General features: G+C 73.3%; 23 protein-coding genes, 1 other RNA gene and 9 pseudogenes. 14 read left to right on the top strand and 19 right to left on the bottom strand.

Annotation, left to right across the window (positions count from 1 at the left end; all coding sequences use genetic code 11):
- Positions 1-204 precede the first annotated feature (204 nt).
- The 3 genes and pseudogenes from MF408_RS24335 to MF408_RS24345 all read right to left on the bottom strand — a co-directional run.
- Positions 205-480 (bottom strand): annotated as a pseudogene (locus MF408_RS24335) (GNAT family N-acetyltransferase); the annotation flags it as partial.
- On the bottom strand, positions 381-854 hold the full coding sequence (locus MF408_RS24340) for a CoA-binding protein (protein ID WP_240249723.1): 474 nt from the start codon (positions 852-854) through the stop codon (positions 381-383). The gene MF408_RS24340 and the pseudogene MF408_RS24335, both read right to left, overlap by 100 nt.
- Positions 776-1,612, bottom strand: a complete 837-nt coding sequence (locus MF408_RS24345) for a GNAT family N-acetyltransferase (RefSeq protein WP_240249724.1) — start codon at positions 1,610-1,612, stop codon at positions 776-778. The genes MF408_RS24340 and MF408_RS24345 overlap by 79 nt, the downstream gene beginning before the upstream one ends.
- Before the next feature lie 77 nt (positions 1,613-1,689).
- Between MF408_RS24345 and MF408_RS24350 the strand changes: the two are divergent.
- From MF408_RS24350 to MF408_RS24375, 6 genes and pseudogenes are all read left to right on the top strand, one after another.
- Positions 1,690-4,168, top strand: a pseudogene (locus MF408_RS24350) (DNA topoisomerase IV subunit A).
- Positions 4,165-4,926, top strand: a complete 762-nt coding sequence (locus MF408_RS24355) for an LppX_LprAFG lipoprotein (protein ID WP_240249725.1) — start codon at positions 4,165-4,167, stop codon at positions 4,924-4,926. Before MF408_RS24350 ends, MF408_RS24355 begins: the two are co-directional and overlap by 4 nt.
- A 142-nt stretch (positions 4,927-5,068) precedes the next feature.
- Positions 5,069-5,596: pseudogene (locus tag MF408_RS24360) on the top strand (MFS transporter); the annotation flags it as partial.
- Between the two features lie 478 nt (positions 5,597-6,074).
- Positions 6,075-6,698 (top strand): hypothetical protein, encoded by a 624-nt coding sequence (locus MF408_RS24365; RefSeq protein WP_240252167.1) that lies wholly within the window; start codon positions 6,075-6,077, stop codon positions 6,696-6,698.
- Positions 6,699-6,709: 11 nt separating this feature from the next.
- Complete coding sequence (locus tag MF408_RS24370; RefSeq protein ID WP_240252168.1) at positions 6,710-7,204, top strand: carbonic anhydrase; 495 nt, start codon at positions 6,710-6,712, stop codon at positions 7,202-7,204.
- Positions 7,205-7,433: 229 nt separating this feature from the next.
- Complete coding sequence (locus MF408_RS24375; protein ID WP_240249726.1) at positions 7,434-8,330, top strand: hypothetical protein; 897 nt, start codon at positions 7,434-7,436, stop codon at positions 8,328-8,330.
- Here the strand turns inward: MF408_RS24375 and fdhD are convergent.
- Together fdhD and MF408_RS24385 are read right to left on the bottom strand one after the other, a co-directional pair.
- The gene (gene fdhD / locus MF408_RS24380; protein ID WP_240249727.1) at positions 8,303-9,082 is read right to left on the bottom strand and encodes a formate dehydrogenase accessory sulfurtransferase FdhD; all 780 of its coding nucleotides are present in this window, start codon (positions 9,080-9,082) and stop codon (positions 8,303-8,305) included. The two genes, MF408_RS24375 and fdhD, sit on opposite strands and share 28 nt — an antisense overlap.
- A gap of 9 nt (positions 9,083-9,091) precedes the next feature.
- On the bottom strand, positions 9,092-9,493 hold the full coding sequence (locus MF408_RS24385; protein ID WP_240249728.1) for a hypothetical protein: 402 nt from the start codon (positions 9,491-9,493) through the stop codon (positions 9,092-9,094).
- A 385-nt stretch (positions 9,494-9,878) separates the two neighbouring features.
- Here MF408_RS24385 and MF408_RS24390 point away from each other — a divergent pair, with 385 nt between their 5' ends.
- Positions 9,879-10,193, top strand: coding sequence for a hypothetical protein (locus MF408_RS24390; protein ID WP_240249729.1), 315 nt, complete (start codon positions 9,879-9,881; stop codon positions 10,191-10,193).
- A 66-nt stretch (positions 10,194-10,259) separates the two neighbouring features.
- On the opposite strand, the pseudogene MF408_RS24395 reads toward MF408_RS24390, so the two are convergent.
- Positions 10,260-12,249 (bottom strand): annotated as a pseudogene (locus MF408_RS24395) (DNA topoisomerase IV subunit B).
- Between the two features lie 453 nt (positions 12,250-12,702).
- Between MF408_RS24395 and MF408_RS24400 the strand changes: the two are divergent.
- Positions 12,703-12,903, top strand: coding sequence for a hypothetical protein (locus MF408_RS24400; protein WP_345893813.1), 201 nt, complete (start codon positions 12,703-12,705; stop codon positions 12,901-12,903).
- A 79-nt stretch (positions 12,904-12,982) separates the two neighbouring features.
- Positions 12,983-13,816, top strand: a complete 834-nt coding sequence (locus MF408_RS24405) for an EamA family transporter (RefSeq protein ID WP_240249730.1) — start codon at positions 12,983-12,985, stop codon at positions 13,814-13,816.
- On the opposite strand, the gene MF408_RS24410 is transcribed toward MF408_RS24405, so the two are convergent.
- The 7 genes from MF408_RS24410 to MF408_RS24440 all read right to left on the bottom strand — a co-directional run bounded on the left by MF408_RS24410 (position 13,813) and on the right by MF408_RS24440 (position 18,429).
- The gene (locus tag MF408_RS24410) at positions 13,813-14,361 is read right to left on the bottom strand and encodes a hypothetical protein (protein ID WP_240249731.1); all 549 of its coding nucleotides are present in this window, start codon (positions 14,359-14,361) and stop codon (positions 13,813-13,815) included. The two genes, MF408_RS24405 and MF408_RS24410, sit on opposite strands and share 4 nt — an antisense overlap.
- 101 nt (positions 14,362-14,462) lie before the next feature.
- Positions 14,463-15,953: an RNA polymerase sigma factor gene (locus tag MF408_RS24415; protein ID WP_240249732.1), complete on the bottom strand. Its 1,491-nt coding sequence runs from the start codon at positions 15,951-15,953 to the stop codon at positions 14,463-14,465.
- Positions 15,954-16,073: 120 nt separating this feature from the next.
- A complete protein-coding gene (locus tag MF408_RS24420) occupies positions 16,074-16,637 on the bottom strand; it encodes an HhH-GPD-type base excision DNA repair protein (RefSeq protein ID WP_240249733.1) in 564 nt (187 codons plus the stop codon).
- 23 nt (positions 16,638-16,660) lie between these two features.
- Positions 16,661-17,281: a TetR/AcrR family transcriptional regulator gene (locus tag MF408_RS24425; RefSeq protein ID WP_240249734.1), complete on the bottom strand. Its 621-nt coding sequence runs from the start codon at positions 17,279-17,281 to the stop codon at positions 16,661-16,663.
- A 160-nt stretch (positions 17,282-17,441) separates the two neighbouring features.
- A complete protein-coding gene (locus tag MF408_RS24430) occupies positions 17,442-17,864 on the bottom strand; it encodes a hypothetical protein (protein WP_240249735.1) in 423 nt (140 codons plus the stop codon).
- A gap of 2 nt (positions 17,865-17,866) precedes the next feature.
- On the bottom strand, positions 17,867-18,046 hold the full coding sequence (locus MF408_RS24435; protein WP_240249736.1) for a hypothetical protein: 180 nt from the start codon (positions 18,044-18,046) through the stop codon (positions 17,867-17,869).
- Between the two features lie 20 nt (positions 18,047-18,066).
- Positions 18,067-18,429 (bottom strand): tetratricopeptide repeat protein, encoded by a 363-nt coding sequence (locus MF408_RS24440; RefSeq protein ID WP_345893982.1) that lies wholly within the window; start codon positions 18,427-18,429, stop codon positions 18,067-18,069.
- 143 nt (positions 18,430-18,572) lie between these two features.
- On the opposite strand from MF408_RS24440, the gene rnpB reads away from it, so the two are divergent.
- Positions 18,573-18,935: RNase P RNA component class A (gene rnpB, locus MF408_RS24445), an RNA gene on the top strand.
- Positions 18,936-19,150: 215 nt separating this feature from the next.
- Here the strand turns inward: rnpB and MF408_RS24450 are convergent.
- A pseudogene (locus MF408_RS24450) lies at positions 19,151-19,582 on the bottom strand (2'-5' RNA ligase family protein); the annotation flags it as partial.
- A 164-nt stretch (positions 19,583-19,746) separates the two neighbouring features.
- Here MF408_RS24450 and MF408_RS26360 point away from each other — a divergent pair.
- The 4 genes and pseudogenes from MF408_RS26360 to MF408_RS24460 all read left to right on the top strand — a co-directional run.
- A pseudogene (locus MF408_RS26360) lies at positions 19,747-19,899 on the top strand (nicotinate-nucleotide--dimethylbenzimidazole phosphoribosyltransferase); the annotation flags it as partial.
- A gap of 88 nt (positions 19,900-19,987) precedes the next feature.
- A pseudogene (locus MF408_RS26365) lies at positions 19,988-20,440 on the top strand (nicotinate-nucleotide--dimethylbenzimidazole phosphoribosyltransferase); the annotation flags it as partial.
- 91 nt (positions 20,441-20,531) lie between these two features.
- Positions 20,532-20,636 (top strand): annotated as a pseudogene (locus MF408_RS26370) (nicotinate-nucleotide--dimethylbenzimidazole phosphoribosyltransferase); the annotation flags it as partial.
- Positions 20,637-20,985: 349 nt separating this feature from the next.
- On the top strand, positions 20,986-21,543 hold the full coding sequence (locus MF408_RS24460; RefSeq protein ID WP_240249737.1) for an adenosylcobinamide-GDP ribazoletransferase: 558 nt from the start codon (positions 20,986-20,988) through the stop codon (positions 21,541-21,543).
- On the opposite strand, the gene MF408_RS27550 is transcribed toward MF408_RS24460, so the two are convergent.
- The 5 genes and pseudogenes from MF408_RS27550 to cobU form a co-directional block, all read right to left on the bottom strand.
- The gene (locus MF408_RS27550) at positions 21,540-22,202 is read right to left on the bottom strand and encodes a hypothetical protein (protein WP_345893983.1); all 663 of its coding nucleotides are present in this window, start codon (positions 22,200-22,202) and stop codon (positions 21,540-21,542) included. The genes MF408_RS24460 and MF408_RS27550 overlap by 4 nt on opposite strands.
- Positions 22,182-22,748, bottom strand: a pseudogene (locus MF408_RS27555) (AMP-binding protein); the annotation flags it as partial. The gene MF408_RS27550 and the pseudogene MF408_RS27555, both read right to left, overlap by 21 nt.
- Positions 22,696-24,543 carry an AMP-binding protein gene (locus MF408_RS26380; protein ID WP_345893814.1) on the bottom strand — a complete coding sequence of 616 codons (1,848 nt, stop codon included), beginning with the start codon at positions 24,541-24,543 and terminating at the stop codon, positions 22,696-22,698. The pseudogene MF408_RS27555 and the gene MF408_RS26380, both read right to left, overlap by 53 nt.
- A gap of 55 nt (positions 24,544-24,598) precedes the next feature.
- Positions 24,599-25,570 carry an alpha/beta hydrolase gene (locus MF408_RS24475; RefSeq protein WP_275693297.1) on the bottom strand — a complete coding sequence of 324 codons (972 nt, stop codon included), beginning with the start codon at positions 25,568-25,570 and terminating at the stop codon, positions 24,599-24,601.
- A gap of 36 nt (positions 25,571-25,606) precedes the next feature.
- Entirely contained in the window at positions 25,607-26,167 is a 561-nt protein-coding gene (gene cobU, locus MF408_RS24480; RefSeq protein ID WP_240249739.1) for a bifunctional adenosylcobinamide kinase/adenosylcobinamide-phosphate guanylyltransferase, read from the bottom strand.
- Positions 26,168-26,172: the final 5 nt, after the last annotated feature.

Genomic DNA, 26,172 nt, shown 5'->3' on the forward strand with positions numbered 1-26,172 from the left:
GTCGGCGGTCGCCTCGGCGCCGAGCGCGACCGAGCGGTTGACGACGAGACCGACCGCGGAGGCGGCGTCGGCCGCGAGCAGCCCGAGCGCGTCGGAGTTGCCGACGATCGCGACCCGGCGCCCGCGGGGCAGGGGCTGGTGCGCGAGCAGCTGGGCGACGTCGAACATGTCCTCGAGGGTGTCGACCTGGATCACCCCGGCCTGGCGGAACATCGCGTCGACCGCCGCCTGCGGGGCGTCGATCCGCCGGACGGTGTGGCCCATCGGCACGCCCTGCGTGGTGCGGCCGGAGCGCACGGCGACGATCGGCTTGCGCTTGGAGACCCGGCGGGCGATCCGGGAGAACTTGCGCGGGTTGCCGATCGACTCGAGGTACATCATCACGACCTCGGTGGAGTCGTCCTCCTCCCAGTACTGGAGCAGGTCGTTGCCCGAGACGTCGGCGCGGTTGCCGGCGCTGACGAAGGTCGAGATGCCCAGGCCCCGGTTTTGACCTTCTCGAGGATCGCCGAGCCGAGGGCGCCCGACTGGCAGAAGAACCCGGCCCGGCCGCGGGCCGGCATCACCGACGACAGGGACGCGTTGATGCGCACCCGGGGGTCGGTGTTGATCACGCCGAGGCAGTTGGGGCCGATCAGGCGCAGCCCGTAGGAGCGCGAGAGCCCCACCAGGTGCCGCTGGCGCTTGCGGCCGTCCTCGCCGGTCTCGGCGAACCCGGAGGAGATGACGATCAGGCCGTGCACGCCCTTCGCGGCGCAGTCGAGCACGACGTCGGTCACGGCCTCGGCAGGCACGGCCACGATCGCCACGTCGACGTCGTCGGGGATCTCGTTGACGGTCTTGTACGCCGGCATGCCGCTGACCGCGCTCGCCGACGGGTTGACGACGTAGACCCGCCCGCTGGGTCGCCGGTGACCAGGTTGTGCACGAGGAGGCGACCGATCGTATCCTGCCGGCGGCTGGCGCCGATGATCGCGACCGACCGCGGGTGGAAGAAGCGGTGGATCGACGCCGCCTCGGCCACGTGCTCGCGGTCGCGCATCACGCCGATCGCGGTGTCGGTGGGATCGATGGGGAACTCGAGGGTGATCACGCCGTCGGCGTACCCGCTCGCCACCCGGTAGCCGGCGTCGCGGAAGGTCTGGATCATCCGGTGGTTGTCGGGCAGCACCTCCGCGGTGAACCGCTCGACCCCGCGCTCGCGGCCCGCCTGGGCCAGGTGCTCGAGCAGGAGCTGGGCGATGCCGCGGCCCTGGTGCTGGTCCTCGACGAGGAACGCGACCTCGGCCTCCTTCGGCTCCACCACGTCGTAGCGGCCGACGGCGATCATCCGCCCCTGCAGGATCAGCACCAGCGCCACCCGGTCGCGGTGGTCGACCCGGGTGAACCGGCGCACGTCGCGCTCCGACAGCGTGGGCATCGGCGAGAAGAACCGGTAGTACTTCGACTCGTCCGAGACCCGGCTGTAGAACTCGACGAGGAGCTGGTCGTCCTCGGGCCGGATCGGCCGGATGTGCGCCGTCCGGCCGTCGCGGAGCAGCACGTCGCCCTCCCAGTGGGGCGGGGGCGCCTCGATCTCGCTCGTGGGCGTCGGCTGGTCCGGCGGGGTCACAGGCCGAAATCTAGTCGAGACCCGGATCACCGCGTGCCCTGCGTCGGCCCCGGCGGACCGGCGGGGACAATGACCGCATGGCACGCCGATCGACGAAGCAGGAGCCCCCCGAGGACTTCGAGGAGCACATCCTCGACACCGACATCCGCGACGAGATGCAGACGTCGTTCCTCGAGTACGCCTACTCCGTCATCTACTCGCGGGCGCTGCCCGACGCCCGCGACGGCCTGAAGCCGGTGCAGCGGCGGATCCTCTACACGATGAACGACATGGGCCTGCGGCCCGACCGCGGCCACGTGAAATGCGCCCGCATCGTCGGTGAGGTGATGGGCCGCCTGCACCCGCACGGCGACGGTGCGATCTACGACGCCCTCGTGCGGATGGCGCAGCCGTGGGTGATGCGGCTCCCCATGGCCGACGGCCACGGCAACTTCGGCTCGCTCGGCGGCGACGACCCGCCGGCGGCGATGCGCTACACCGAGGCGCGGATGGCGCCCCCCGCCGTCGTCATGACCGAGTCGATCGACGAGGACACCGTCGACTTCCGGCCCAACTACGACAGCCGCGAGCTCGAGCCGTCGGTGCTGCCCGCGGCGATCCCCAACCTGGTGGTCAACGGCACCACCGGCATCGCGGTCGGGATGGCCACCAACTGCGCGCCGCACAACCTGGTCGAGGTGGTCCAGGCGCTGCGCCACCTCATCAAGCACCCCCGCACCGACGTCGAGGGCCTGATGCGGTTCATCCCCGGCCCCGACCTGCCGACCGGCGGCAAGATCGTGGGCCTCGATGGCGTCCGCGAGGCCTACGAGACCGGCAAGGGCACCTTCCGGATGCGGGCGACCACCCGGATCGAGACGTTCGGGCGTCGCAAGGGCATCGTCGTCACCGAGCTCCCCTACGGCATCGGCACCGAGAAGGTCGTCGAGCGGATCAAGACCCTGGTGCAGGGCAAGAAGCTGCAGGGCATCGCCGACATCAAGGACCTCACCGACCGCGAGCACGGGCTCCGCCTCGTGATCGAGGTGAAGAACGGCTTCGTGCCCGAGGCGCTGCTGGAGCAGCTCTACAAGCTGACGCCGATGGAGGACACCTTCGGCATCAACAACGTCGCGCTGGTCGAGGGGGCAGCCCCGGACGCTCGGGCTCAAGGAGATGCTCGAGGTCTTCCTCGACCACCGCTACGACGTCGTCCGGCGCCGGTCCCGGTTCCGGCTCGGCAAGAAGCAGGACCGGCTCCACCTCGTCGAGGGGCTGCTGGTCGCCCTGCTCGACATCGACGAGGTGATCCAGGTGATCCGCACCAGCGACGACGCCGCCACGGCGAAGGAGCGGCTGATGTCGGTCTTCGACCTGTCCCAGCTGCAGGCGGAGTACATCCTCGAGATGCAGCTGCGTCGGCTCACCCGGTTCTCCCGGATCGAGCTCGAGAAGGAGCAGGAGACGCTGCGCCGAGAGATCGAGGAGCTGGAGGCGATCCTCGCCGACGACGACCTGCTGAAGAAGGTGGTCGGCGACGAGCTCGCCGACGTCGCCAAGACCTACGGCACCCCGCGGCGCACGGTGCTGCTGGAGTCGGCCGGCACCACGGTCACCGCCGCCTCCGCGCCACTCGAGGTGCCCGACGACCCGTGCTTCGCCCTGATGTCCTCCACCGGGCTGCTCGCGCGCACCAGCAACGCCGAGGAGGTCGGCACCGGCGGCGGCCGGGCCAACCACGACGTGATCGTCTCCGCGGTGCGCACGACCGCACGCGGCGAGATCGGCGTGCTCACCTCGGCCGGGCGCGTGCTCCGCCTCGGGGTGCTCGACCTGCCCGCGATCCCGCCGTCGGCCAACGAGCCGAACCTCCAGGGCGGCCTGCCGCTCACCGAGGTGCTCCAGCTCGGCGCCGGGGAGCGGGCGCTGGCACTGTGCACGCTGACCACCGACGGCCCGGGCCTGGCGCTGGGCACCCGAGCGGGCGTCGTCAAGCGGGTCAACCCCGAGGTGCTCGGCCGCGACGAGTGGGAGGTGGTCCGGCTCAACGACGGCGACGAGGTCGTCGGCGCCGTCGAGCTGCGCACCGGGGCCGAGGAGCTGTGCTTCATCACCTCCGACGCGCAGCTGCTGCACTTCTCCGCGACCAACGTCCGCCCGCAGGGCCGCTCCGGCGGCGGCATGGCCGGTGTCCGCCTGGCCGCCGGGCAACGGGTGGTGTGGTTCGGCGCGCTCGACCTCGAGGCGGCGCCCGAGGCCGTCGTCGTGACCGCGTCCGGCTCCTCGACCGCCCTCCCGGGCACCGAGCCGGGAGCGGTCAAGGTCACCGACCTCACCGAGTACCCCGCGAAGGGCCGCGCCACGGGCGGCGTCCGCTGCCACCGCTTCCTCAAGGGCGAGGACGCCCTCGTCTTCGCCTGGGCGGGTCCGGCCCCGGCGCGGGGCGCGGCCGCCAGCGGGGCACCGGTCGACCTCCCCGCCGCGACCGGCCGCCGCGACGGCTCCGGGGTGCCCGGCACCCAGCCGCTCGCCGCGTGCGCGGGACCGCTGGCGTCGTATGTCAGGGTGAGCGCATGATGCTCCTCCGCCTGCCGGTCCGCCGGCTCGCCGCCGCTGCCCTCGTGGGCGGGCTCTCGGTCACCTCCGTCGCGGCGTGCAGCGGCGGTGACGACCCGGTGTCGGAGAACTCCGAGCTCGACGACGACGGCGACGGCGAGGTCAGCCCGGAGGAGGTGCTGGCGGCCGCGAAGGAGCAGCTCGACGCCACCAGCGGCGTCGAGATCGAGCTGGCCACCGCCGACGAGCCGGCCGGTGGCGGCGACTACCTCGCCGAGGCCACCGGCACGCTGGTGGCCGACCCGCCGGCGTTCGAGGGCACCGTGACCGGCAGCGTGATGGGCGTCCCCGCCAGCGAGGTGCCGGTCGTCGCCGTCGACGGCGACCTCCACGTCGACGTACCGATCCTCGGCTGGGACACCTACGACCCCGAGCGGTTCTGCGCACCGGACCCTGCGGGCCTCCTCGACCCCGAGTCCGGCGTCTCCCCCGTGCTGACCGCCACCGGGGACGTCGAGGCCGGCGAGGCCGAGCGCGGCGGCGCGGACAACGAGGACGTGCTCACCCCCTACTCCGGCACCGTGCCCGGCGACACCGTGCGCAACATCCTCCCGTGCGCCGAGGGCGACGCGTTCGACGCGACGTACCGCATCGACGCCGACGGCCGGTTGGTCCAGGCGGAGATCACCGGGGCGTTCTTCCCCGACACCGACGCGATCACCTACACCATCGACGTGCTGGCCTACGACGTCGAGAAGGACATCTCCGCACCGGAGTGACCACCCGGATGCCTGCCGCATGACCGAGACCGTGCCCGCCGGGCCCGACGCACGCACCCGGCTGCTGCTCGGGCTGTGCGCGGCCGCCGTCGCGTTCGCCGCCGTCGACACCTACGTCGTGGTGCTGGCGCTGCCCGACATGATGGCGTCCGCCGACGTCCCGGTCGACGAGCTGCAGCGGGCCGCGCCGATCGTCTCCGGCTTCCTGCTCGGCTACGTCGCCATGCTGCCGCTGATCGGGCGGATCGCCGACCTCCGCGGCCAGGTGCCGGTGCTGGTGATGTCGCTGGTCGTGTTCGCCGCCGGCTCGCTGCTGACCGCCATCTCCTACGACCTGGTCACCATGGTGGCCGGCCGGTTCCTCCAGGGGGTCGGCGGCGGCGGCCTGGTGCCGGCGACGATGGCGCTGGTGGCGGCGATCTACCCGGTCGAGCGCCGTGGTCTGCCGCTCGGACTGGTGTCCGGCGTGCAGGAGATCGGCAGCGTGCTGGGCCCGCTCTTCGGCGCCCTGGTGCTCTCCTTCACCACCTGGCGGGGCATCTTCCTGATCAACCTGGCCGTGGGGCTGCTGCTGGCGGCAGCCGTGCGGGCGCTCCGCGCCCGGCCGGCCGGCGAGGCGCGGCCGGAGGCGCGCCCGGAGGGCGGCCGGGAGGGGTGGCCCGACCTGCTCGGAGCGCTCGCCCTCGTGGTCTGCCTGGTGGCCGGGGGGCTGCTGTTCGTCGAGCCGGTCGAGCTGCGGCGCGACCTCACCTGGGGGCAGCTCTACGTCCCCTACGTCGACGACGGCGGCCGCTGGCTGACGCCGCTCGGCGCGATCACCGTCGGGGCGTTCGTCGTCCTGGTGCTCCGCTGCGCATTCGCCCGCCGGCCGCTCGTCGACCTCCGCGGCTGGCTCCGCAGCGCGGTCGACGCCGACCTGGTCGGCGCGCTGCTGCTCGCCGCCGCCCTCGGCGGTGTCGTGCTCGCGTTCGCGAGCGCCGACCCCGAGGTCGCGGTCTTCAACCCCCGGGGCGGCTGGTTCCTGCTCGGCGCCGCGCTGGCCGCTGCGGCGTTCGTCGTCCACGTCGCCCGGGCCGAGGCACCGATCGTCCCCCGCCGGGCGCTCGCCGCCAGGCCGGCATGGGGGCGCGCTCGTGGTCAGCTTCCTGGTGGGGTGGGCCCTGATCGCCGCCCTGGTCGACATCCCGCTCTTCGCCCGCACCACCACCCACCGCGACTCCCAGCTCGGTGCCGCGCTCGTGCTGCTCCGGTTCCTCGTCGCCGTCCCGGTCGGCGCCGTCGTCGGCGGCTGGCTGCTGCGGCGGGTCCCCGCCGGCGTCATCACGGCCGTCGGCATGGTGCTCGCGGCGGCCGGGTTCTTGTGGATGGCGCAGTGGGACGCCGACAGCCTCGACGCGTTCACCTCGAACGTGCCGCTCGCCGCAGCCGGTCTCGGCTTCGGCCTGGCGCTGGCGCCGGTGAACGCCGCGATGCTGGCAGTGACCACGCAGGACACGCACGGCCTCGCCAGCGCCCTCGTCGTCGTCGCCCGGATGGTCGGCATGCTGGTCGGCATCTCGGTGCTCACCACCTGGGGGCTCCACCGGCTGCACCAGGAGCGGGCCGCCGACCCGGAGCTGGGACTCACCGAGCTGGCGATCCTGCAGGAGCAGTCGGTCTTCACCGGCGCGGCAGCGGCGGCACTGCTCGCCGCGGTGCTCGCGCTGGTGCTGTTCCACCGGGCGCCGACCCGGGAGGTGGACACCGCGGAGGCGCTCCGCTCGGTGCCCTAGGCTCTGCAGCCATGGGCCAGTTCGACGACCTCATCGACGCCAACCAGCGGTTCGCCGCCGACTTCAGCCTCGGCGGCTTCGACGGCGTCGCCCACGCCGGGGTGGCGATCGTCACCTGCATGGACTCGCGCATCGACCCGCTGGGGATGGTCGGCCTGGCGCCGGGCGACGCGAAGATCTTCCGCAACCCCGGCGGCCGGGTCACCCCCCAGGCGCTCGAGGCGCTCGTCCTGGGCGTGCACCTGCTGAAGGTCGACCGGGTCATGATCGTGCCGCACACCCGGTGCGCCGTCGCCTCCAGCACCGAGGCCGAGCTCCGTCGCCGGGTCGCCGAGTCGGCCGGGCAGGACGCCTCGTGGCAGGCCTTCCACGTCGTCGACGACCAGGCGCGGGCGCTGGCCGAGGACGTGCAGAAGGTGCGGTCCCACCCGCTCGTCCCGGACACGGTCGCCGTCGGCGGCTTCCTCTACGACGTGGACACCGGGCTCCTCACCCAGAAGGTCTGAAAGTAAAGAAACCGGCGAGGTTGCCGGATCTGAGACTCGGGTTCTCCAATCCGGCACGCGGGGACGGCCCGACGTTCTGCAATGGCTGTGCTCCAGGAACATCGGCCCGGTGTTCGCCGCGGTGACCGGGCCGGCGGCGCGGTGGGGGCCGTGCCGGTTCGCTCCAGCCCCGCCGCGGCACTGCGAGGCCCCCATGGTCGCTCACACCCATCAGCCCGACCTCGACCGCGTGCGGCCGTCGACCCTCTCCCGGGCCGACCGCGCCGCCTCCGGACTGCACGGCGACCTGTGGCGTCGCTTCACGGCCTTCACGCTCAGCGAGCGGTGGCGGACGCTGACCCGGATGCAGCAGGCGGTCGTCACCAACCTGACCGACCTGGTCACCCTCGGCGACGCCGAGGACCTGGTCAACCTCGGGTGCCTGATCCGCACCCACGGGCACGAGGAGGTCGCCGCGGCGCAGAACATGCTCGACGCGCTGCTGGGCCTCGGCCCCGACCAGCCCACCCTGACCGCCGCCATCCGGCGGATCGGGGACGAGGCCGACAACCGGCGGCTGCTGCTCCAGGCCGGCCGCGGCACCGACGACGCCGAGCTGGTCGCCGTCGCCTGCTACCAGCACGTCTTCTGGATCCTGCTGAGCGGGATCGAGGAGGCCGGCCCGCCCCCTCGTGCTCCAGTCGGCGGCCGACATGGTCCGGATCGTCGGCAAGGGCAACGTGCGGCTGTGGCGCGCGGCGCTCTCCCCGGTCGCCGCCAACCCGTGGAGCCCCTACGGGGAGCGGCTCGCCCGGCTGGCCCTCGACGCCCACCTGCCGCTCGTCGGGCACGCGCTCGTCGAGTGCCGCCGCATCTACCGGGTGCGGCAGGAGCAGCAGGAGCGGATGACGATCGCCCGGGAGATCCGGCGGCTGATCGCGATCAGCGGCTGCAGCCAGCGCACCTCGCCGGCTACGTCGGCACCTCGCCCTCGCGCCTGTCCACCTACGCCACCGGCAAGGTCACGCCCTCGGCGGCGATGCTCCTGCGGATCCAGCGCGCCGCCCGCGGCCTCTACGAGCGCGCCCACCCGCCGCAGCTGCAGGTCGTCGACGGGGGTCAGGCCACCAGCTCCAGGCCCGCGTAGAGGTTCAGCTGCCCGTCGCGCACCATGCCGGCGAGCAGCAGCCCGTGCTCCCGCGCGAGGTCGACCGCCAGGCTGGACGGCGCCGAAACCGCCACGATGCCGGCGACGCCGCAGGCGACCGCCTTCTGCACGATCTCGAACGACACCCGGCCGCTCACGACCAGCACGTGGTCGGTCAGCGGGAGGCGCCCGTCCAGCAGCGCCCAGCCCACGACCTTGTCGACGGCGTTGTGCCGTCCCACGTCCTCGCGGGTGACCAGCAGCGCGCCGTCGGCGGTGGCCAGGGCCGCGGCGTGCACCCCGCCGGTGCGGGCGAACGCGCGCTGGTGTGCCCGCATCGCGTCGGGCAGCGAGGCCAGGACCTCCGCCGCGACCGTGAACCCGGGCCGCGACGGCTCCGCCCGGCGCAGCGGTGCCAGGTCGAGGACGTCGGCCGAGCAGACCCCACAGGCGGCGCTGGTCACGAACGCCCGCGGACGCGGCCGCCGTACGCCGTCGCGCAGGGTCGCGTGCACCCGGTCGGTCTCCTCCTCCCGGCAGCCGCGCAGCTGCACCACGTCGTCGGCCCGCTCGACCCCCGACTCGACGACCAGCCAGCCCGCCGCCAGCTCGAGGTCGTGGCCCGGCGTCCGCATCAGCGTCGCGAGCACCTCGCCGTCGAGCGCGAGCACCAGCGGCGCCTCGACGGCCAGGTCGTCGCCGCGCCGCTCGCCGCGGCGGACGATCGACCGGCGGGTGGTGGTGACGCCCATGACCCGAGCCTATGCCGCGGTCCGGCGCCGGGGCCGCTCGCAGCCCCGCGCCGACCCGTCCTGCAGGCAGGCGCCGTCGTGGACCGACCGGTCGCCCAGCGGCGCCTCCAGCCGGACGCTGACCGTCCGAGGGACCGCCGCCCGCGCGCAGCGGCCGGGCGCGACCGTGGCCCGGACGGTCACGACGACCCGCCGCGGCCGCTCCTCGACCTCCGCGACGGCCTTCTCCTGGCACGACGACCCGAGGTAGTGGACCCGCAGGACCCGCCCACGGGCGTCGTAGCGGTCCCAACCGGTCGTCGCCACCCGCGGCTCGTCCTCCTCGGGCTCCAAGGTGAGCAGGTAGGCGCCACCACCGACCAGCGCGATCACCACCGCGCCGCCCAGGACGAAAACCACCACCGCCCTCATCCCTCCAGGGTAGGTCGCAGTCGTGCGACCATGACCCGGTGCCGAGCCCCCCTGCCCGCCTCCGGGTCCGTGCGACACGCCTACGACACGGTGGCCGAGGACTACGCCGCGCACTTCCCCGACACTCGCGCCGAGACCCCGCTCGACCTCGCGATGGTCGACTCCTTCGCGGCTGCCGTCGTCGCCGCCAGCGGTGGTCCCGTGCTCGACGCCGGTTGCGGCCCCGGCCGGATGACCCGCCACCTCGCCGACCTCGGCTGCGCGGCCGAGGGGATCGACCTCTCCTCCGGCATGGTGGCGGCGGCACGGAGGGCGCACCCCGACCTCCGGTTCACCGTCGCCTCGCTCGCCGCGCTCCCCCTACCCGGACGCCCGGTTCGCCGGGGTGCTCCTGTGGTACTCCACCATCCACACCCCGCCCGCCACCGTGCCGCTGCTCGTCGCCGAGGCGGTCCGGGTGCTGCGCCCGGGCGGCCACCTGCTGATCGGCTTCCAGGCCGGCGCCGGGACCCGGGACGTCTCGGAGATCTACCGCCGGCTCGGCCACGACGTCGAGCTCGAGCGCCACCTGTTCGCCCCCGACGAGGTGACCGGCTGGCTGGCTGACGCCGGCCTGCACGAGCTCGCCCGCACCGTGCGCCGGCCGCGCGAGGGCGAGCGCGACGACCAGGCCGCGGTCCTCGCGCGGCTCGCGGGGTGAGGTGGGCTGACGGGGCCCACGCGGCCCAGGCGTCGACGCTCCGCCCGCCGGGGACGACTACCGCCCTCAGGCGTCGAGCGCCTCGACGTCGACCTCGTAGGCGCCCTGCACGATGAACTCCTTGCGCGGGGCGACCTCGGAGCCCATGAGCAGCTCGAAGACGCCGGCAGCGACCTCGGCGTCGTCGACGGTGAGCCGGCGGAGGGTCCGGTGGCGGGGGTCCATCGTGGTCTCGGCCAGCTGGTCGGCGTCCATCTCGCCGAGGCCCTTGTAGCGCTGGACGGGGGTCCTTCCAGCGCACGTTCCTGCGCTTGAGCTCGGCGAGCTTCCGCTGCAGCTCGTCGTCGGAGTAGGTGTAGATGTACTTGTCCTGCCCCTTGCGGGGGTTGGAGATCTCGATCCGGTGCAGCGGCGGGACGGCGGTGAACACCCGGCCCGCCCGGACCAGGTCGGGCATGTACTTGAAGAACAGCGTCGCCAGCAGGCACCGGATGTGGGCGCCGTCGGAGTCGGCGTCGGCCATGAAGATGATCCGCCCGTAGCGGGCCGCCTCGATGTCGAAGGTGCGGCCGGACCCGGCGCCGACGACCTGGATGATCGAGGCGCACTCGGCGTTCTTGAGCATGTCGCCGACCGACGCCTTCTGGACGTTGAGGATCTTGCCGCGGATCGGCAGCAGCGCCTGGTACTCGGAGTTGCGGGCGGCCTTCGCCGTGCCCATCGCCGAGTCGCCCTCGACGATGAACAGCTCGGTGCGGTCGACGTCGTTGCTGCGGCAGTCGTTGAGCTTGGCCGGCAGCGTCGAGGACTCCAGGGCGTTCTTGCGGCGCTGGGTCTCGCGGTGCTGCCGGGCGGCGATCCGCGTCTTCGACGCGCCGACCACCTTCTCCATCAGCAGCTTGGCCTGCGCCTTCTCGGCGCGCTTGGTCGAGGTCAGGAACGCCTTGAGCTGCGCCGCCACCACCTTGCGGACCGACGACCGCACGGCCGGCGTACCGAGGATCTCCTTGGTCTGGCCCTCGAACTGCGGCTCGGCGAGCCGCACGGTGACCACGGCGGTCAGGCCCTCGAGGATGTCGTCCTTGATCACGTCGTCGTCGTTGACCTTGAGCGCCTTGGCCGCCCGCATCGCGTCGTTGAACGTCTTCGTGAGGGCGGCCTCGAACCCGGCGACGTGGGTGCCGCCCTTGGGGGTGGCGATCACGTTGACGAACGACCGCAGCTCGGTGTCGTAGCCGGTGTCCCAGCGCACGGCGATGTCGACCGCGAGCTCGCGCTCCACCTCCTGCGGGGTCATGTGGCCCTGCTCGTCGAGCATCGGCACGGTCTCGGTGAACGTGTCGGTGCCGGTGATCCGCAGCACGTCGGTGACCGGCTCGCCGTGGCTCAGCGCCTCGGCGAACTCCGAGATCCCGCCGTCGTGGCGGATCTTCTCCTCGAAGAGCTCCGGCCCGCGCAGGTCGCGCACCACCAGCTCGAGGCCCGGCACGATGTACGCCGTCTGCCGGGCGCGGCCGAGCAGGCCTTCGAGCTCGAACCGGGCGTCCTTGGTGAAGATCTGCCGGTCCGGCCAGAACCGGATCCGGGTGCCGGTGCGGCCCTTCGCGACCCGCTTGCCCTTGCGGGACAGCCCGGATCGGGGGGCGAACGAGGCCTGCGGCCCGTCGCCCTCGAACACGCCCGGGACGCCGCGCTGGAACGAGATGCCCTGCTGGGACGGCGAGCGGTCGACGTCGATGTCCATCCGCGAGGACAGCGCGTTGACCACCGACAGGCCGACGCCGTGGAGGCCGCCGGAGGCGTTGTAGGACCCGCCGCCGAACTTGCCGCCCGCGTGCAGCTTGGTCGCGACCACCTCGACGCCGGGGAGCCCGGTCTTGGGCTCCTTGTCGGTCGGGATGCCGCGGCCGTCGTCGTGGACCTCGACCGAGTCGTCGGGGTGCAGGGTGACCTCCACCCGCCGGGCGAAGCCGCCCAGCGCCTCGTCGACGCCGTTGTCGATGATCTCCCAGAGGCAGTGCATGAGGCCGCGGGTGTCGGTCGACCCGATGTACATGCCGGGCCGCTTGCGCACGGCCTCGAGGCCCTCGAGCACCAGGAGGTGGGCGGCGTTGTAGGTGTTGTCGGTGATGGTCGGCTCCTGCGGGGTGGACCGGTTATCGAGTGCGGGCGGAGGGGTATCAATCTACCGGCGACACGCCGGGGTTCGATGCAGGCACACGGCTCGGTGGAGGACCACGATGTGGCGCAGAGCACGACCCGGCACGACCCAGCCCAGAGATCAGCCCAGAGACCAGTCCAGACAACAGCACAGCGCGGTGGCCACGGTTCGGTAACGACCACGTTTCGACGTACGGGAAACCGGCTCGGAGGCCACCACCACCGTGATTGGATGAACGTGCTGACGACCACACGGCCGCGGGAATCTTGCGCCCGCTCGGTACGTTATCCAGGCACCGACCGAGGAAAGAGGCACACATGACAACTGCTGTTGCCCCCCAGCGCCCCGTTGACCGCAGAGGACCGTTGCGACCGTTGCGGTGCTCAGGCCTACCTCCGTGTCGAGCTGGCCTCCGGTGGTGAGCTGCTGTTCTGCGCCCACCACGCTCGCGAGCACGGCGAGAAGCTCAAGCAGGTCGCCGTGGCCGTCCACGACGAGACCCACAAGCTCGGCACCACCCCGGCGAACGCGCCGGACGACGAGCGCTGAGCCACTGACGCGACACACCGAGAGCCCCGGGCACCGCCCGGGGCTCTCGCATATCCCCCGGTCACGAGGAGACCGCCTGATGGGGGTCGTCCTCGCGCTGCTCGCCGCGCTCGCCTACGGCGTGTGCGATTTCATCGGCGGCGTCGCCTCACGTCGTACGACGCCCTGGCCGGTCGCCTTCCTCGCCGGCGTCGGCGGCACCGTCGGCGCCGTGGCGCTGGCGGTCGCCGCGTCCGGCAGCCCCTCGGCCGTCGACCTCGCGTGGGGCGGGCTCGCGGGCCTCGGGACGGGCGCCGGCTCGGCGTTCCTCTACCGCGGGTTCTCGGTGGGCCGGATCGGCGTCGTCGCACCGGTCTCCGCGGTCGGCGCGGCCCTGCTGCCGCTGGTGGTGGGGGTCGGGCTGGGCGACCGTCCCGGTGCGCTCGCCTGGCTCGGCATCGCACTGGCGCTCCCCGGGATCTGGTTGGTGGCGCGGATACCGGAGGCGCCCGGCGCCGGGTCGCGGCGGTCCGGCCTGGCCGACGGCGTGCTGGCCGGCGCCGGGTTCGGCCTGCTCTTCGCCGCCATGGGCCAGGTGCGCGAGGACGCGGGCTCGTGGCCGCTCGTCGCGTGCCAGGGCGCGGGCGCGGTGACGATCGCGGTCCTGGCCGTCCTGCTCGGCGGGTCGGTGCGGGTCACCGCCCGCACCGAGTGGTGGGGCTTCGTCTCCGGCCTCCTGGCGGCCGCTGCGGTGCTGGCGTTCCAGCTGGCCACCCAGGTCGGCACCCTGACCGTCGCCGCCGTGCTCACGTCCCTCTACCCGGCGGTCACCGTCCTGCTCGCGGCGCTGGCGCTCCGGGAGCGGGTCTTCGGCGCCCAGACGGCAGGCCTGCTGCTGAGCGGCGCCGCGGTCGCTCTGATCGCCGCCGGCTAGTCGTGGAGGACCCAGGGCGAGAACGCGCGTCGCGCGGGCGCCCAGTCACGCACGACGTGCGAGGAGTCGGTCCAGTCGGCCATCTTCAGGCTGACCCGCAGCGCGCGCGGGCGCTGGAGGCAGCGCCGGTCGATCTCGGCGCGGAGCGCGTCCTGCGCGGGGAGGAACCGCAGCTCGGAGCGGCAGGCGATCGGCTCACCGACGGACTTCCATCCCCGGCTGCGGGTGACCTGCCAGTCGCCGCCCTCGGAGACCGGCAGCCCGACCTGGTACTCCGGCCCGGGCCGGTCGCGCTCGACGTCGAGGTAGACCGTGATCCCCGGTCCGTGCTGCAACGCGGTGGACAGGTCGGCGACCCGCACACGGACGTAGACCGTGCGCGCCGCGTGGTTGACGCGGACCTTCCGGATGTCGGCCGGCGACGCGCTGGCGTCGGCGGGGTCGCCGACCACCACGGCACCGGCGTTCGCCGGGGCGGCGCCGGCGGTCAGCGGGAGGAGGGCAGCGGCCGCGAGGACGGCGGCTGCCCGGATCAGACGGGTCATCGTTCTCTCCTCTGGTTCGGGTTCCTCCCCCGAGGACGCGAAAGCCCCCGCGTCGGTTGCAGTCAACCGGCCGCGGGGGCTGTCGGGAAGGAGGTCGATGATCAGTCCAGGTAGTCCCTCAGGACCTGGGAGCGGCTCGGGTGCCGCAGCTTCGACATGGTCTTGGACTCGATCTGGCGGATCCGCTCGCGGGTGACGCCGTAGACCTTGCCGATCTCGTCGAGCGTCTTGGGCTGCCCGTCGGTGAGGCCGAACCGCATGCTGACCACACCGGCCTCGCGCTCCGACAGGGTGTCGAGCACCGCGTGGAGCTGCTCCTGGAGCAGCGTGAAGCTCACGGCGTCGGCGGGGACGATCGCCTCGGAGTCCTCGATCAGGTCACCGAACTCGGAGTCGCCGTCCTCGCCCAGCGGCGTGTGCAGTGAGATCGGCTCCCGGCCGTACTTCTGGACCTCGACGACCTTCTCGGGGGTCATGTCGAGCTCCTTGGCGAGCTCCTCGGGCGTGGGCTCGCGACCGAGGTCCTGCAGCATCTGCCGCTGGACCCGCGCGAGCTTGTTGATGACCTCGACCATGTGGACCGGGATCCGGATGGTCCGCGCCTGGTCGGCCATCGCTCGGGTGATCGCCTGCCGGATCCACCAGGTCGCGTAGGTCGAGAACTTGTAGCCCTTGGTGTAGTCGAACTTCTCGACCGCGCGGATCAGGCCGAGGTTGCCCTCCTGGATCAGGTCGAGGAAGAGCATGCCGCGGCCGGTGTAGCGCTTGGCCAGGGAGACCACCAGGCGCAGGTTGGCCTCGAGCAGGTGGTTCTTGGCGCGGCGGCCGTCCTCGGCGATCCACTCCAGCTCCTCCAGGAGCTTCGCGGAGATCTTGGTGCCCTTGCCGAGCTTCTCCTCGGCGAAGAGGCCGGCCTCGATCCGCTTGGCGAGCTCGACCTCCATCTCCGCGTTGAGCAGCGGCACCTTGCCGATCTGCTTCAAGTAGTCCTTGACCGGGTCGGCGGTCGCACCCGCGACCATGACCTGCTGCTCGGGCTCGTCGGTGTCGTCGGCGGCGGAGACGACGAAGGAGGCCTCCTTCTCGTCCTCCTCGATCGTCGGGTCGGACTTGACGTCCTTCTCGAACTGCTCGTCGGAGATGTCGGGCAGCACCTTCTTGCCGTCGGGACCGACCACCGTGCCCTCGGCGAGGTCGGCGGCGACGTCGACGACCTCGACGACCTCGCCCTCACCGGCCGCTGCCGGCTCGGCCTTCTTGGCCGCGGCCGCCTTGACCGGCTTGTCGCCCTTCGCCGCCGCCTTCTTGGCGGGGGCGGTCTTCTTGGCGGTGCTCGTCGCCGTCGTCTTCCGCGTGCCCGCGGCGGCCACCGCGCGCCCGTGGGCCGGCACCGCGACGGAGATCCCGAGCCCCGCCAGGTGGGCGAGGAACGCCTTCAGGTGAGGGGCGGCGACGTCGGCGTCGGCACATGCCTGCCGGACGTCCTCAGGAGTCACGCTGCCCGCTGGGGCGGCCCGCTCGATGAGGGCGACGATGGAAGGGTGGGCGAGCACCGCAGCGGGGACCTTGCGTGCGTTCGAGGACACGAACACCTCTCGATACTGGCGTCAGAACCGTGGAAACCTGTGGTGGGCGCGGCGAAGCCCGGAGGCGTCAAGACCGCTGCTCCATTCTGCCACGGGAGCGGTCGCCGTCCGGCATCACCCCGGACCTCACCCGGCCTTGGCGGCTGCCTTCTTGGCCTGCTTGAACTCCCGGACCTTCTGCAGCGACGCCGGGTCGACCACGTCGGCGACCGACCGGTAGCCGTCGAGCGCGTAGTCGCCGGCAGCGGCCTCCCAGCCCTCGGGGCGGACGCCGAGCTGCTTCGCGACCAGGGCGGTGAAGATCTGGGCCTTCTGCTTGCCGAAGCCGGGCAGCGCCTGCAGCCGTGCGAGCAGGTCGGCCCCGCTCGCCGCCCCGGTCCAGATCCGGCTGGCGTCGCCGTCGTAGTGCTCGACGACCTGCGCCGCGAGCGCCTGCACCCGCCCGGCCATCGAACGGCCGTAGCGGTGGATGGCCGGCGGCGTCGCGCAGAGGTCGGCGAACGACTCCGGGTCGGCGTCCGCGATCGCTGCGGGGTCCAGCGTCCCGAACCGGTCCAGGATCTTCGCCGGACCGGCGAACGCCCGCTCCATCGGGAACTGCTGGTCCAGGAGCATCCCGGTCAGCAGCGCGAACGGGTCGTCGGAGAGGACCTCGTCGGCTGCCGGGTCCTGGGCGATCTGGATGGGCATGCCTCCCATCATGCCCGACCGGCTCAGGCCTCGGCCCGCACCAGCGTCGGCATCAGTCCACGCACCGTCGCGCGCAGCTCGTCGAGGACCCCGCCGCGGCCGGAGAGGAAGCCCAGGAGCGCCTGCTGGAACAGCCCGTCCACGAGGCCGTAGGTCACCCGCGGGGTCAGGGCGGGCACGGTGCCGCACAGCTCGGCGTACCGCGACACCACCCGCCACACCATGTCCTCGAGCGTGCCGTCGATGTGCAGCACGGCCTCGCGGAGGCTCTCCTCGAACATGCTCTGCGAGCGCAGGTCGTACCAGAGGCGGTGCATGGGCGCCTCCTCGACGAGCGTCTCGACCAGCTTGTCGGCGAACCCGTCGAGCAGCTCCAGCGGCGTGGTCGCCGTGGTGACGACGCCGTCGTAGCGTCGTACGCAGGTCTCCTTGTAGTAGCGCACGCAGTAGACGATCAGCTCGTGCTTGTCGCGGAAGTAGTAGTGCACGACCCCGTGGCTGAACTCGGAGTTCTGCGCGATCTCGCGAAGGCTGGTCCGCGTGTAGCCGAGCTCACCGAGCGTCCGCAGCGCCGACTCGGCGAGCGCCCGGCGGCGCGCGTCGTGCTTGTCGGGTGAGGTCCGGCTCCCGGTGGCGGTGGTCATGACCGGCCGAGCCTAACCCGGCGGCGCCCGTCCGGCACCGGTCGCCGCATTTTCTGGACGACTGTCAGGAATCGGTCGGAAACGCTTGACAGTCGTCAAGGCCAGGGGTTGTCTGTGCGTCAACCCCGATGGACGGCGCGCCTCCCCCGGCTCGTCGCCCTCAGGGGGCGTCCGTTGGAGCCGGACGCCCCTGCCCGGTCTGCGAGGGCCGGGCGACGCGAGGTGACGAGAGCGCACCTCGCGGAACGCCCGCCCTCGCAGACCCCCGGTTCCTCACGTCTCCCAGCCGAGCAGCAGCGCGCCGCCGAGCAGCAGGACGAACCAAAGCGGGTACGCCGCGACACCCGCGACGAGGAGACGGCGGGGGGTGCCTGCTCCACCACGAGCAGCCGAGCGCGAAGAGCGCCAGCCACACCAGGACCATCAGGACGGTCCCCCACCACGGTGCGACGACGCCGCTGGCGGCGTAGAGGAAGAACGCCGACACCACCAGCACCATGCCGATCCACGGCACCGGCGAGGCCGCGCGTCCGTCGGTGTCGGCGACCGGCCGGACCCGGCGGCGGCGCCGGAGAACCGGCACCGTCAGTCCTCGACGTCGTCGTTCCAGGCCGGGTCCTCGTCCCACTTCTCGGTGCGCTCGCGCGCCGTCTCGAGGGCGCGGGACGCCTCGGCCTCGGTCTCGTAGGGTCCGAGCCGGTCCTTGTTCGGGCAGCCGTGAGTGCCCTCCACCGCGTTGTGCTCGAGGCAGAACCAGTACGCCATGCGGCGAAGGTACACCGCGGTCAGCCCGCGGTGTCGTCCCCGCGAGCGGGCTTGTCGTCGAGGACGCCCGACATCCGCTCGACCCGCAGCACCGCCAGCTCGTGCTCGGGGTCGCCGCTCATCGCCGCGGCGAGGCGCAGGTGCGGCAACGCCTCCCGGAGCCGGGACTGCCGCTCGAGCGAGCGGCCCAGGGCGTGCCGTGCCCACACGTCCGACGGGTCGTCCTCCACCAGCTCGGTGAGCTCGTCGGTCGCCCGTTGGAGCTGGGCCCGCATGAGGAACGCCCAGGCCCGCAGCAGCCGCAGGCCGCGGTTGCCGGGCTCCTCGGCCAGCGCCGGCTCGAGGACCTCCAGCGCCTCCGCCGGCGCGCGCCGCTCGAGCAGGTCGTGGGCGGTGCGGTAGGCCGACTCGGGGGCGCGACCCGGCGTCGGGGAAGACGATCGCCGGAGCCGGGAGGGGGACGTCCTGGTCGTTCATGGTCACCTCCCACCATGGCACAGTGCCCAAGAGTAGGCTCGCCCACGGACGGGCTGGCCGGGCGACCGCGTGACGTCGGTGCGAACCGGCGTCCCGAGGAAGGTCCGGACTCCACAGAGCAGGGTGGTGGGTAACACCCACCCGGAGCGATCCGCGGGAAAGTGCCACAGAAAGCAGACCGCCCCGCCCCTCTCGAGGGACGGGGCAAGGGTGAAACGGTGGAGTAAGAGCCCACCAGTGCGGCGGGTGACCGTCGCAGCTCGGCAAACCCCACCCGGAGCAAGGCCGAACAGCGTGCGTCGGAGGGCTGCTCGCCCGAGCACGCGGGTAGGCCGCTGGAGGCTGTCGGCAACGGCAGTCCTAGATGGATGGTCGCCGATCACAGAATCCGGCCTACAGGCCAGCCCGTCCCCTCACTCCCCCAGCAGCCAGGACGCGAGCACCCGGCAGCGGCCAGGCTCGTACCAGTGCAGCTCCAGCCGGTCGGCGCGGCAGCGCGCGGGCACGGCCGCGCCGAGCTGCTCGCGGGTCGAGGCGAGGGTGATGCCGTCCGCGAGGCGGTCGAGCGTGAGGTGCGGCGCGACGCCGTACCGGCCGTCGTACGGCGGGCACTGGGGGGAACGCCGCGCACAGCAGGTCGGTGAGGGCAGCGAACGGGGCGGCCGGCTCGGGACGCAGGTAGATCGTGCCGTCGGGGAAGGCGTCGACCTCGGCGAGCTCGAAGTCGAACGGGCGTGTCGCGGTGGCGACCTCGGCCACCAGGTCGAGGTCGTGCTCCGTCGGGTCCGGGAGGTACGGCGCGAGCGCGGTGACGTGCGCGTGGGTGAAGGCGGGGTCGGTGGAGACCCAGCCGGGCTCGTAGTGCTCCCAGCGGCTGCGGACGAACGGCTCGAGCTCGGGGACCGGGACGACGAGCACGGTGTGGCCGGCGCTCCCGTCCCCGTGCGGCATGTGGCAAGGGTCCCACGGCGATCGGGACGCTTCCCGGGTAGCCCGCACCGGCCCGGGTACCGCCGGTGACGTCCGGGAGCCACGCGGTGGCTCGCTCCTCGAGAACATGACTGGGGTTGTTCGCGATGACAGCCAATGTGCCGGAGATCGACGAGACGACGGAGGTGCCGGAGCTCTCCGGGATCCTGATGGTCGTCGGTATCCTCGCCTTGCTGAGCGCGCTGGTCCTGCTGGTCACCTGACCCCGGCGGCGTGGCGGTAGGTTCCCCACCATGACCGCCGTCGCCCCTCCCTCCCCCGACGTCGCGGCCGCCGCCGCGGAGCGCCTGGCCGCGCTCGCGACGCCCGCGGGCGCCCTCGGCCGGCTCGGTGGCCTCGGGGTCTGGCTGGCCGCGGCCCAGGGCCGGGTGCCGCCTGCGCCGCTCGGCGACGTGCGGCTGGTGATCTTCGCCGGCGACCACGGTGTCGCCCGGCACGGTGTCTCCCGCCTACCCGCCGGCGATCACGGCCGCCATGGTGCGCACCTTCCTCGCCGGCCGGGCGGGCGTCTCTGCGCTGGCCGCCGCCCACGACGTACGGGTGCGGGTGCTCGACCTCGGCGTCGACGACGACCTCGACGGGGTTCCGGCCGACGTCGTGGCGCACAAGGTGCGCCGCGGCTCGGGCGCGATCCACCTCGAGGACGCGTTGACCGCCGACGAGACCGCCCGTGCCGTCGCCGCGGGCCGTGCGGTCGCGGACGAGGAGATCGATGCCGGTGGCGGCCTGCTCCTGAGCGGCGACATGGGCATCGGCAACACCACCCCGGCAGCCGCCCTCATCGCTGCGGCCCTCGGGCTCCCCGCCACGGAGGTCACCGGCCGCGGGACCGGTGTCGACGACGCCGCGCTCCAGCACAAGCAGCGGGTGGTGCAGCGGGCGCTCGACCGCGCCGGTGCCCGGGTGCGGGACCCGCTCGACGCGCTGACCGCCCTCGGCAGCGCCGACCTCGCCGCCACGACGGGCTACCTCGTCCGGGCGGCCGAGCGCAGGGGTCCCGGTGCTTCTCGACGGCCTGATGTCGGTCGCCTGCGCGTTGACCGCGGAGCGGATGGCTCCCGGCGCAGCAGCGTGGTTCGCGGCCGGCCACCGCTCCACCGAGCCGGCCCAGGCGTTGGCGCTGTCCAAGCTCGGGCTCGAGCCGGTGCTCGACCTCGGGCTGCGCCTCGGCGAGGGGGTCGGGCGCGGTGGCCGCGGTTCCCGTGCTCCGGTCGGCGGTAGCGGTGCTGCGCGACGTCGCGCTGCTCTCCGACCTGCTCCCGTCCTGACGAGCACCGATGAGCGCTCGATGAGGAGCCTGCGGCTCGCGGTCGGCACCCTCACCGCGATCCCGGTGCCCCCGGTGCTGCAGGTGACGCCGCGCGTCGCCACCGGCGCGATGCTGCTCGCGCCGCTGGCCGTCGTGCCCCTGGGTGCGGCGGTCGCCCTCGTCCTGTGGGCAGGCGGCCGGACCTCGGTGCCCCCCGCTGGCGGTGGCCGTCCTCGCCGTCGCGGCGCTCGCGCTCGGGAGCCGCGCCCTGCACCTCGACGGGCTCTCCGACGTCGCCGACGGACTGACCGCCTCCTACGACCGCGCCCGGTCGCTGGAGGTGATGAAAGGCGGTACGGCGGGTCCGGCGGGCGTGGCCGCGGTGGTGCTGGTGCTCGGGGCGCAGGCCGCCGCGCTCACGGCGTTCGTGGGTGACGCCCGGTCCGCGGCGGTCGCCGGGGGCGCGGTGTGCGCCTCCCGGGCGGCGCTGTGGATCGTGTGCGCGGGGGTGGTGCCGCCCGCGCGTCCCGACGGGCTCGGCGCGACCTTCACCCGGCGAGTGCCGACGTGGTGGGCGGCCGCGGGGTGGACGCTGCTCGCCACGGTCGCGGTCGCCGCCGACCCGTGGCGCGGGCCGCTCGCCGTCGCCGTCGCGGCCGCGGTGGTGGTCGGCCTGACCTGGCGGGCGGTGCGCCGGTTCGGGGGCGTCACCGGTGACGTGTTCGGTGCGGGGGTCGAGCTGGCGCTGGCTTCGCTGCTCCTGGGCCTCGCCGGCGCTTAAGCACCGCCGGAGTCGGAGTCGGAGTCGGAGTCGGACGGCGGGGCGATCAGGGGCCGGAGCGACTCCAGCACCTCGGGGTCGTCGATGGTGGGCGGGACGACCACCTCCGCCCCGTCCGCCATGTCGCGCATCGACCGCCGCAGGATCTTGCCGGAGCGCGTCTTGGGCAGTGCCGGGACCACCGTGACCTCGCGGAGGCTGGCCACCGCGCCGACCTCCTCGCGCACCAGCGCCACCAGCTCGCCCGTGAGCTCGTCGTGGTCCCGCTGCACGCCTGCCTTGAGCACCACGAACCCGCGTGGCAGCTGGCCCTTGAGCGGGTCGTTCACCCCGATCACGGCGCACTCGGCGACGTCGGGGTGGCTGGCGAGCACCTCCTCCATCCGGCCCGTCGACAGCCGGTGGCCGGCGACGTTGATGACGTCGTCGGTGCGGCCCATCACGAACACGTAGCCGTCCTCGTCGATCCGACCGCCGTCGCCGGTGAGGTAGAAGCCGTCGTACGCGTCCAGGTAGCCGGTCCGGTAGCGCTCGTCGTCACGCCACAGCGTCGGGAGCGCCCCGGGCGGGAGCGGGAGCCGCAGCGCGATGGCGCCGTCCTCGCCGGGCGGCACCTCCTGGCCGTGGGGGTCGAGGACCCGCACGTCCCAGCCGGGCATCGGCACCGACGACGAGCCGGGCTTGACCGGGAGCAGCTCGAGCCCGGCGGGGTTCGCGACGATCGGCCAGCCGGTCTCCGTCTGCCACCAGTTGTCCAGGACCGGGACACCGAGGTGCTGCTCGGCCCAGTGGAGGGTCTCGGGGTCGAGCCGCTCCCCGGCGAGGAACAGGTGGCGCAGGGAGCCCAGGTCGTGGCCGGCGGCGAGCGAGGCCTGGGGGTCGTCGCGTCGGATCGCACGGAGGGCGGTCGGCGCGGTGAACATCGTGACCGCTCGGTGGTCCTGGACGACCCGCCAGAACTGCCCCGCGTCCGGGGTCCCGACCGGCTTCCCCTCGTAGACGACCGTCGTAGCACCGGCGAGCAGAGGCCCGTAGACGATGTAGGAGTGGCCGACGACCCAGCCGACGTCGGAGGCGGTGAACATCGTCTCGCCCGGGCCTACGTCGAAGATGTGGCGCATCGACCACGCGAGAGCGACGGCGTACCCGCCGTCACGCACCACACCCTTGGGCTTCCCGGTGGTCCCGGAGGTGTAGAGGATGTAGAGCGGGTCGGTGCTCGCAACCGGCCGGCACGGCGCCGGCTGCGCAGCGGCCTCGGCGTCGGCCCAGTCGACGTCGCGGGGGGCCCATCGCCGCGGGCGCCTCCGGGCGCTGGAGCACGACGCAGCGCTCCGGTCGGTGCTCGGCGAGCGCCAGCGCCTGGTCGAGCAGCGGCTTGTACTCGATCACCCGCGAGCCCTCGATCCCGCAGGACGCGGATACGACGACGGTGGGCTCGGCGTCGTCGATTCGGGCCGCCAGCTCCGGCGGCGCGAACCCGCCGAAGACGACCGAGTGCACGGCACCGAGCCGGGCGCACGCCAGCATGGCGACCGCGGCCTCGGGGATCATCGGCAGGTAGACGACCACCCGGTCGCCCGGTCCGACGCCGAGGTCGCGCAGCACCCCGGCGAACCGGGCCACCCGGTCGCGGAGCTCGGCGTAGGTCAGCGTCCGGGTGCTCCCTGTGACCGGTGAGTCGTGCACGAGGGCGACCCGGTCGCCGTGACCGGCCTCGACGTGGCGGTCGAGCGCGTTGTGGCAGACGTTGAGACGGCCGTCGGGGAACCACCGGTAGAACGGGGCGGCCGTGTCGTCGAGCGCTCGGGTCGGTGTCTGCTCCCAGTCGAGCAGCCGGGCAGCAGCCAGCCAGAACCGCTCGGGGTCGGTCATGCTCTCCTGGTAGGTCTCGCGGTAGGTCTCCATGCTCGCTCCCATGCTCTCTCCCTCAGCGGTCAGGTGACTCACGTCGAACGGGCCCGCCGGCGGGCCGCGCCCGGCGTCTCGCCGTACTGCCGCCGGAAGGCCTTGCCGAACGACGACTGGTCGGGGAACCTCCACCGGGCGGCCACCGTCGCGACGGCCTCGTCGCGACGCGGGTCGGTCAACTCCTCCCGAGCACGTGCCAGCCGGCGCACGCGCACGTGGCCCCCGGACCGTCGTGCCGTGGTCGGCGAACGCCTGGTAGACGGTGCGCACGGACACGGAGAGGTCGCGCGCGAGGATCTCCGCGGTGACCGGCCCCGGCAACCGGTCCTCGACGATCCGGGTGATCTCCGGCCACAGCCGCGCAGCGGTGCTTCGGCCGGCCGGGGCGGCCGCACCGAGGGCGAGGAAGGTGAGCTCCTTCAGCGCCGAGGCGAGTGCGGCGCCGCTCTGGCTCTCCAGGACCGCGCCGGGCGTCTGGTCGAGCGCCCGCAGCACCGACCGGAGCGGGAGCGTGGCCGCGGCCGCGACCGGGTCGCGGGCCACCAGGCTCTCGGCCCGGGTCCCCCACGAGGCGACGACGTCGCGGGGGACGAAGATCGTGGTCTTGTCGACGAACCGGTCGACCTGGAAGCGCCCGTCGCCGCGGGTGTCCCACACCAGTGCCTCGCCCGGTCCGACCGCGAGCGTGCGTCTCCCCCACGTCACCCGCTCCCGCCCTCCGTGGAGCACCAGGATGCCGATCTCGGAGCCGTCGTGGAGGTCGCTGTGGCGGTCAGCCGTGCGTCCCCCCGAGCAGGTGGCGACCCGGCAGCCCACCACCGTGATGTCGCCCAGCCGGTAGCCCCGGACGCCGTCGAACGGACCCGCGTCGGAGGGCACGGAGGGCGGCTGGACGACCCGCCACCCCCGGTGCCAGCGGCTGATCGCCTCGGACCACTCCTCCGCGGGCGAGCCTCCCGCCCCCGGTCGCTCCACCGTTCGCTGAGCCATCGCGACTCCGTCCTCGTCGACGGACTCTGTATACCTCACCGGCCCTTTCTCGAGGCCTGCTTCGCGGCCACCTCTCCGACGACACCTCACCGTCAGCATCGCAACCGCCGGTTGTGCCGTCGGCACCGCGCTGACGGGTCTCCGCCGGACGTGCTCAGCCGTCGGGACACAGGTGCCGGCGGAACCAGGCGGCCTGCCGCGGCCCCGACACGGCGAAGGCGTCGCCGACGTAGGCGTCGAAGTGGCCGCCGGGCAGGAGCAGCAGCTCCTTCGGCTCGAGGGCGCGCTCGTAGGCCTCGAGAGCGAGGTCGCAGGGCGTCAGCACGTCGTCGTCCGCGACGACCATCATCAGCGGCGTCGGGCTGATCCGGCTCACGTAGGCACCGGGCTCGTACTCGGTGAACATCTCCACCGACCGCAGCGTCACCTCGTTGCGCCAGGTCGTCGCTCGTTCCCGGATCGGTCCGAAGAAGAAGTCGTGGGTGTCCTGCGTCGGCAGTGCACACGGCTCGTCGGGCGAATCGGCGTACGCCACCGGGATCGTGGCCGGCGCCGCCCCGGTGAGGCGTGCCCGACGGTCGGCGTCGAAGGCGGCGCGCAACCCCGCCCAGTGGTCGGAGCGGACCAGCCGCCGGCCGTTCCCGAGCCCGGTGATCAGCGGGACCTGCGCGACGACGCACCGCACCCTCCGATCGATCGCGGCGACGATCAGCACGTGGGCGCCGGAGTAGCTGGAGCCCCAGACGCCGATCCTCGCTGCGTCGACGCCTGGTTGCTGGCCGAACCAGGTGATCGCGTCGCGGTAGTCACGCACCTGCTGCCACGGGTCCACCTCGCCCGGCACCGGGCTGTCCGACGCGCCCAGGTTGCGGTTGTCGTAGGCCAGGACGTCGAAGCCCTCCGCGCAGAAGAGCTCCGCGAAGTCGTCGAGGAACATCTCCTTGGTGGCGGAGAAGCCGTGCGCCATCACGATCCCCGGCCGGGGCTCGCTCGTCGTCGCCCGGTAGTGCCACCCCCCGCAGCACGGTGCCGTCCTCGGTGCAGAGCTCCACGTCCTCGCGCATCGCGTCTCCTCTCGCGAGCCTCCGACCGCCGGACGGCTCCCGAGCAGGATCCTGGGCCGCAAGCCACCGGATCTAGGTCGCTGCCTGCAGGGTTCTGGTCACCGGCTGCGCGAGCTCCCGACGGCCTCCGGCAGTCGCAGCACCCGGCCCGCGACGACCAGGTGCACTTCGTCGCAGGCGCGACCGACGCGCTGGTTGACCGTTCCGAGCAGGTCGCGGAAGAGCCGGCCCGAGCGGTGCTCGGGCACGACCCCGAGACCGACCTCGTTGGTCACGACGACGACCGGTGCGGCGGCGCCGCGGAGCGCGGCGACGACGCCGGTGAGCAGGCCGTCGACGTGCTCCTCGACCTCGGGGGCGGGCGCCTCCCACAGCCCGGCGCCGGCGATGACGGCGTCGAGCCAGGTGCCGAGGCAGTCGACGAGCACCGGTCCGTCGGCGAGCGAGAGCGCCTCGGCGAGGTCGGTCGACTCCACGGTGGTCCAGCCGTCCGGCCGGCGGGCACGGTGCCGCGCGACCCGGGCCTGCCAGTCGGCGTCGTCGTAGGTCGGACCGGCCGCGACGTAGGTGACCGCCGGCTCGGCGGCCAGCAGCCGCTCGGCGTGGACCGACTTCCCGGACCGGACGCCGCCGGTCACCAGCACGCGGCCGGGTCGCACCTGTC

The organism is Nocardioides sp. TF02-7, assembly GCF_022437945.1.
Taxonomy (GTDB): domain Bacteria; phylum Actinomycetota; class Actinomycetes; order Propionibacteriales; family Nocardioidaceae; genus Nocardioides.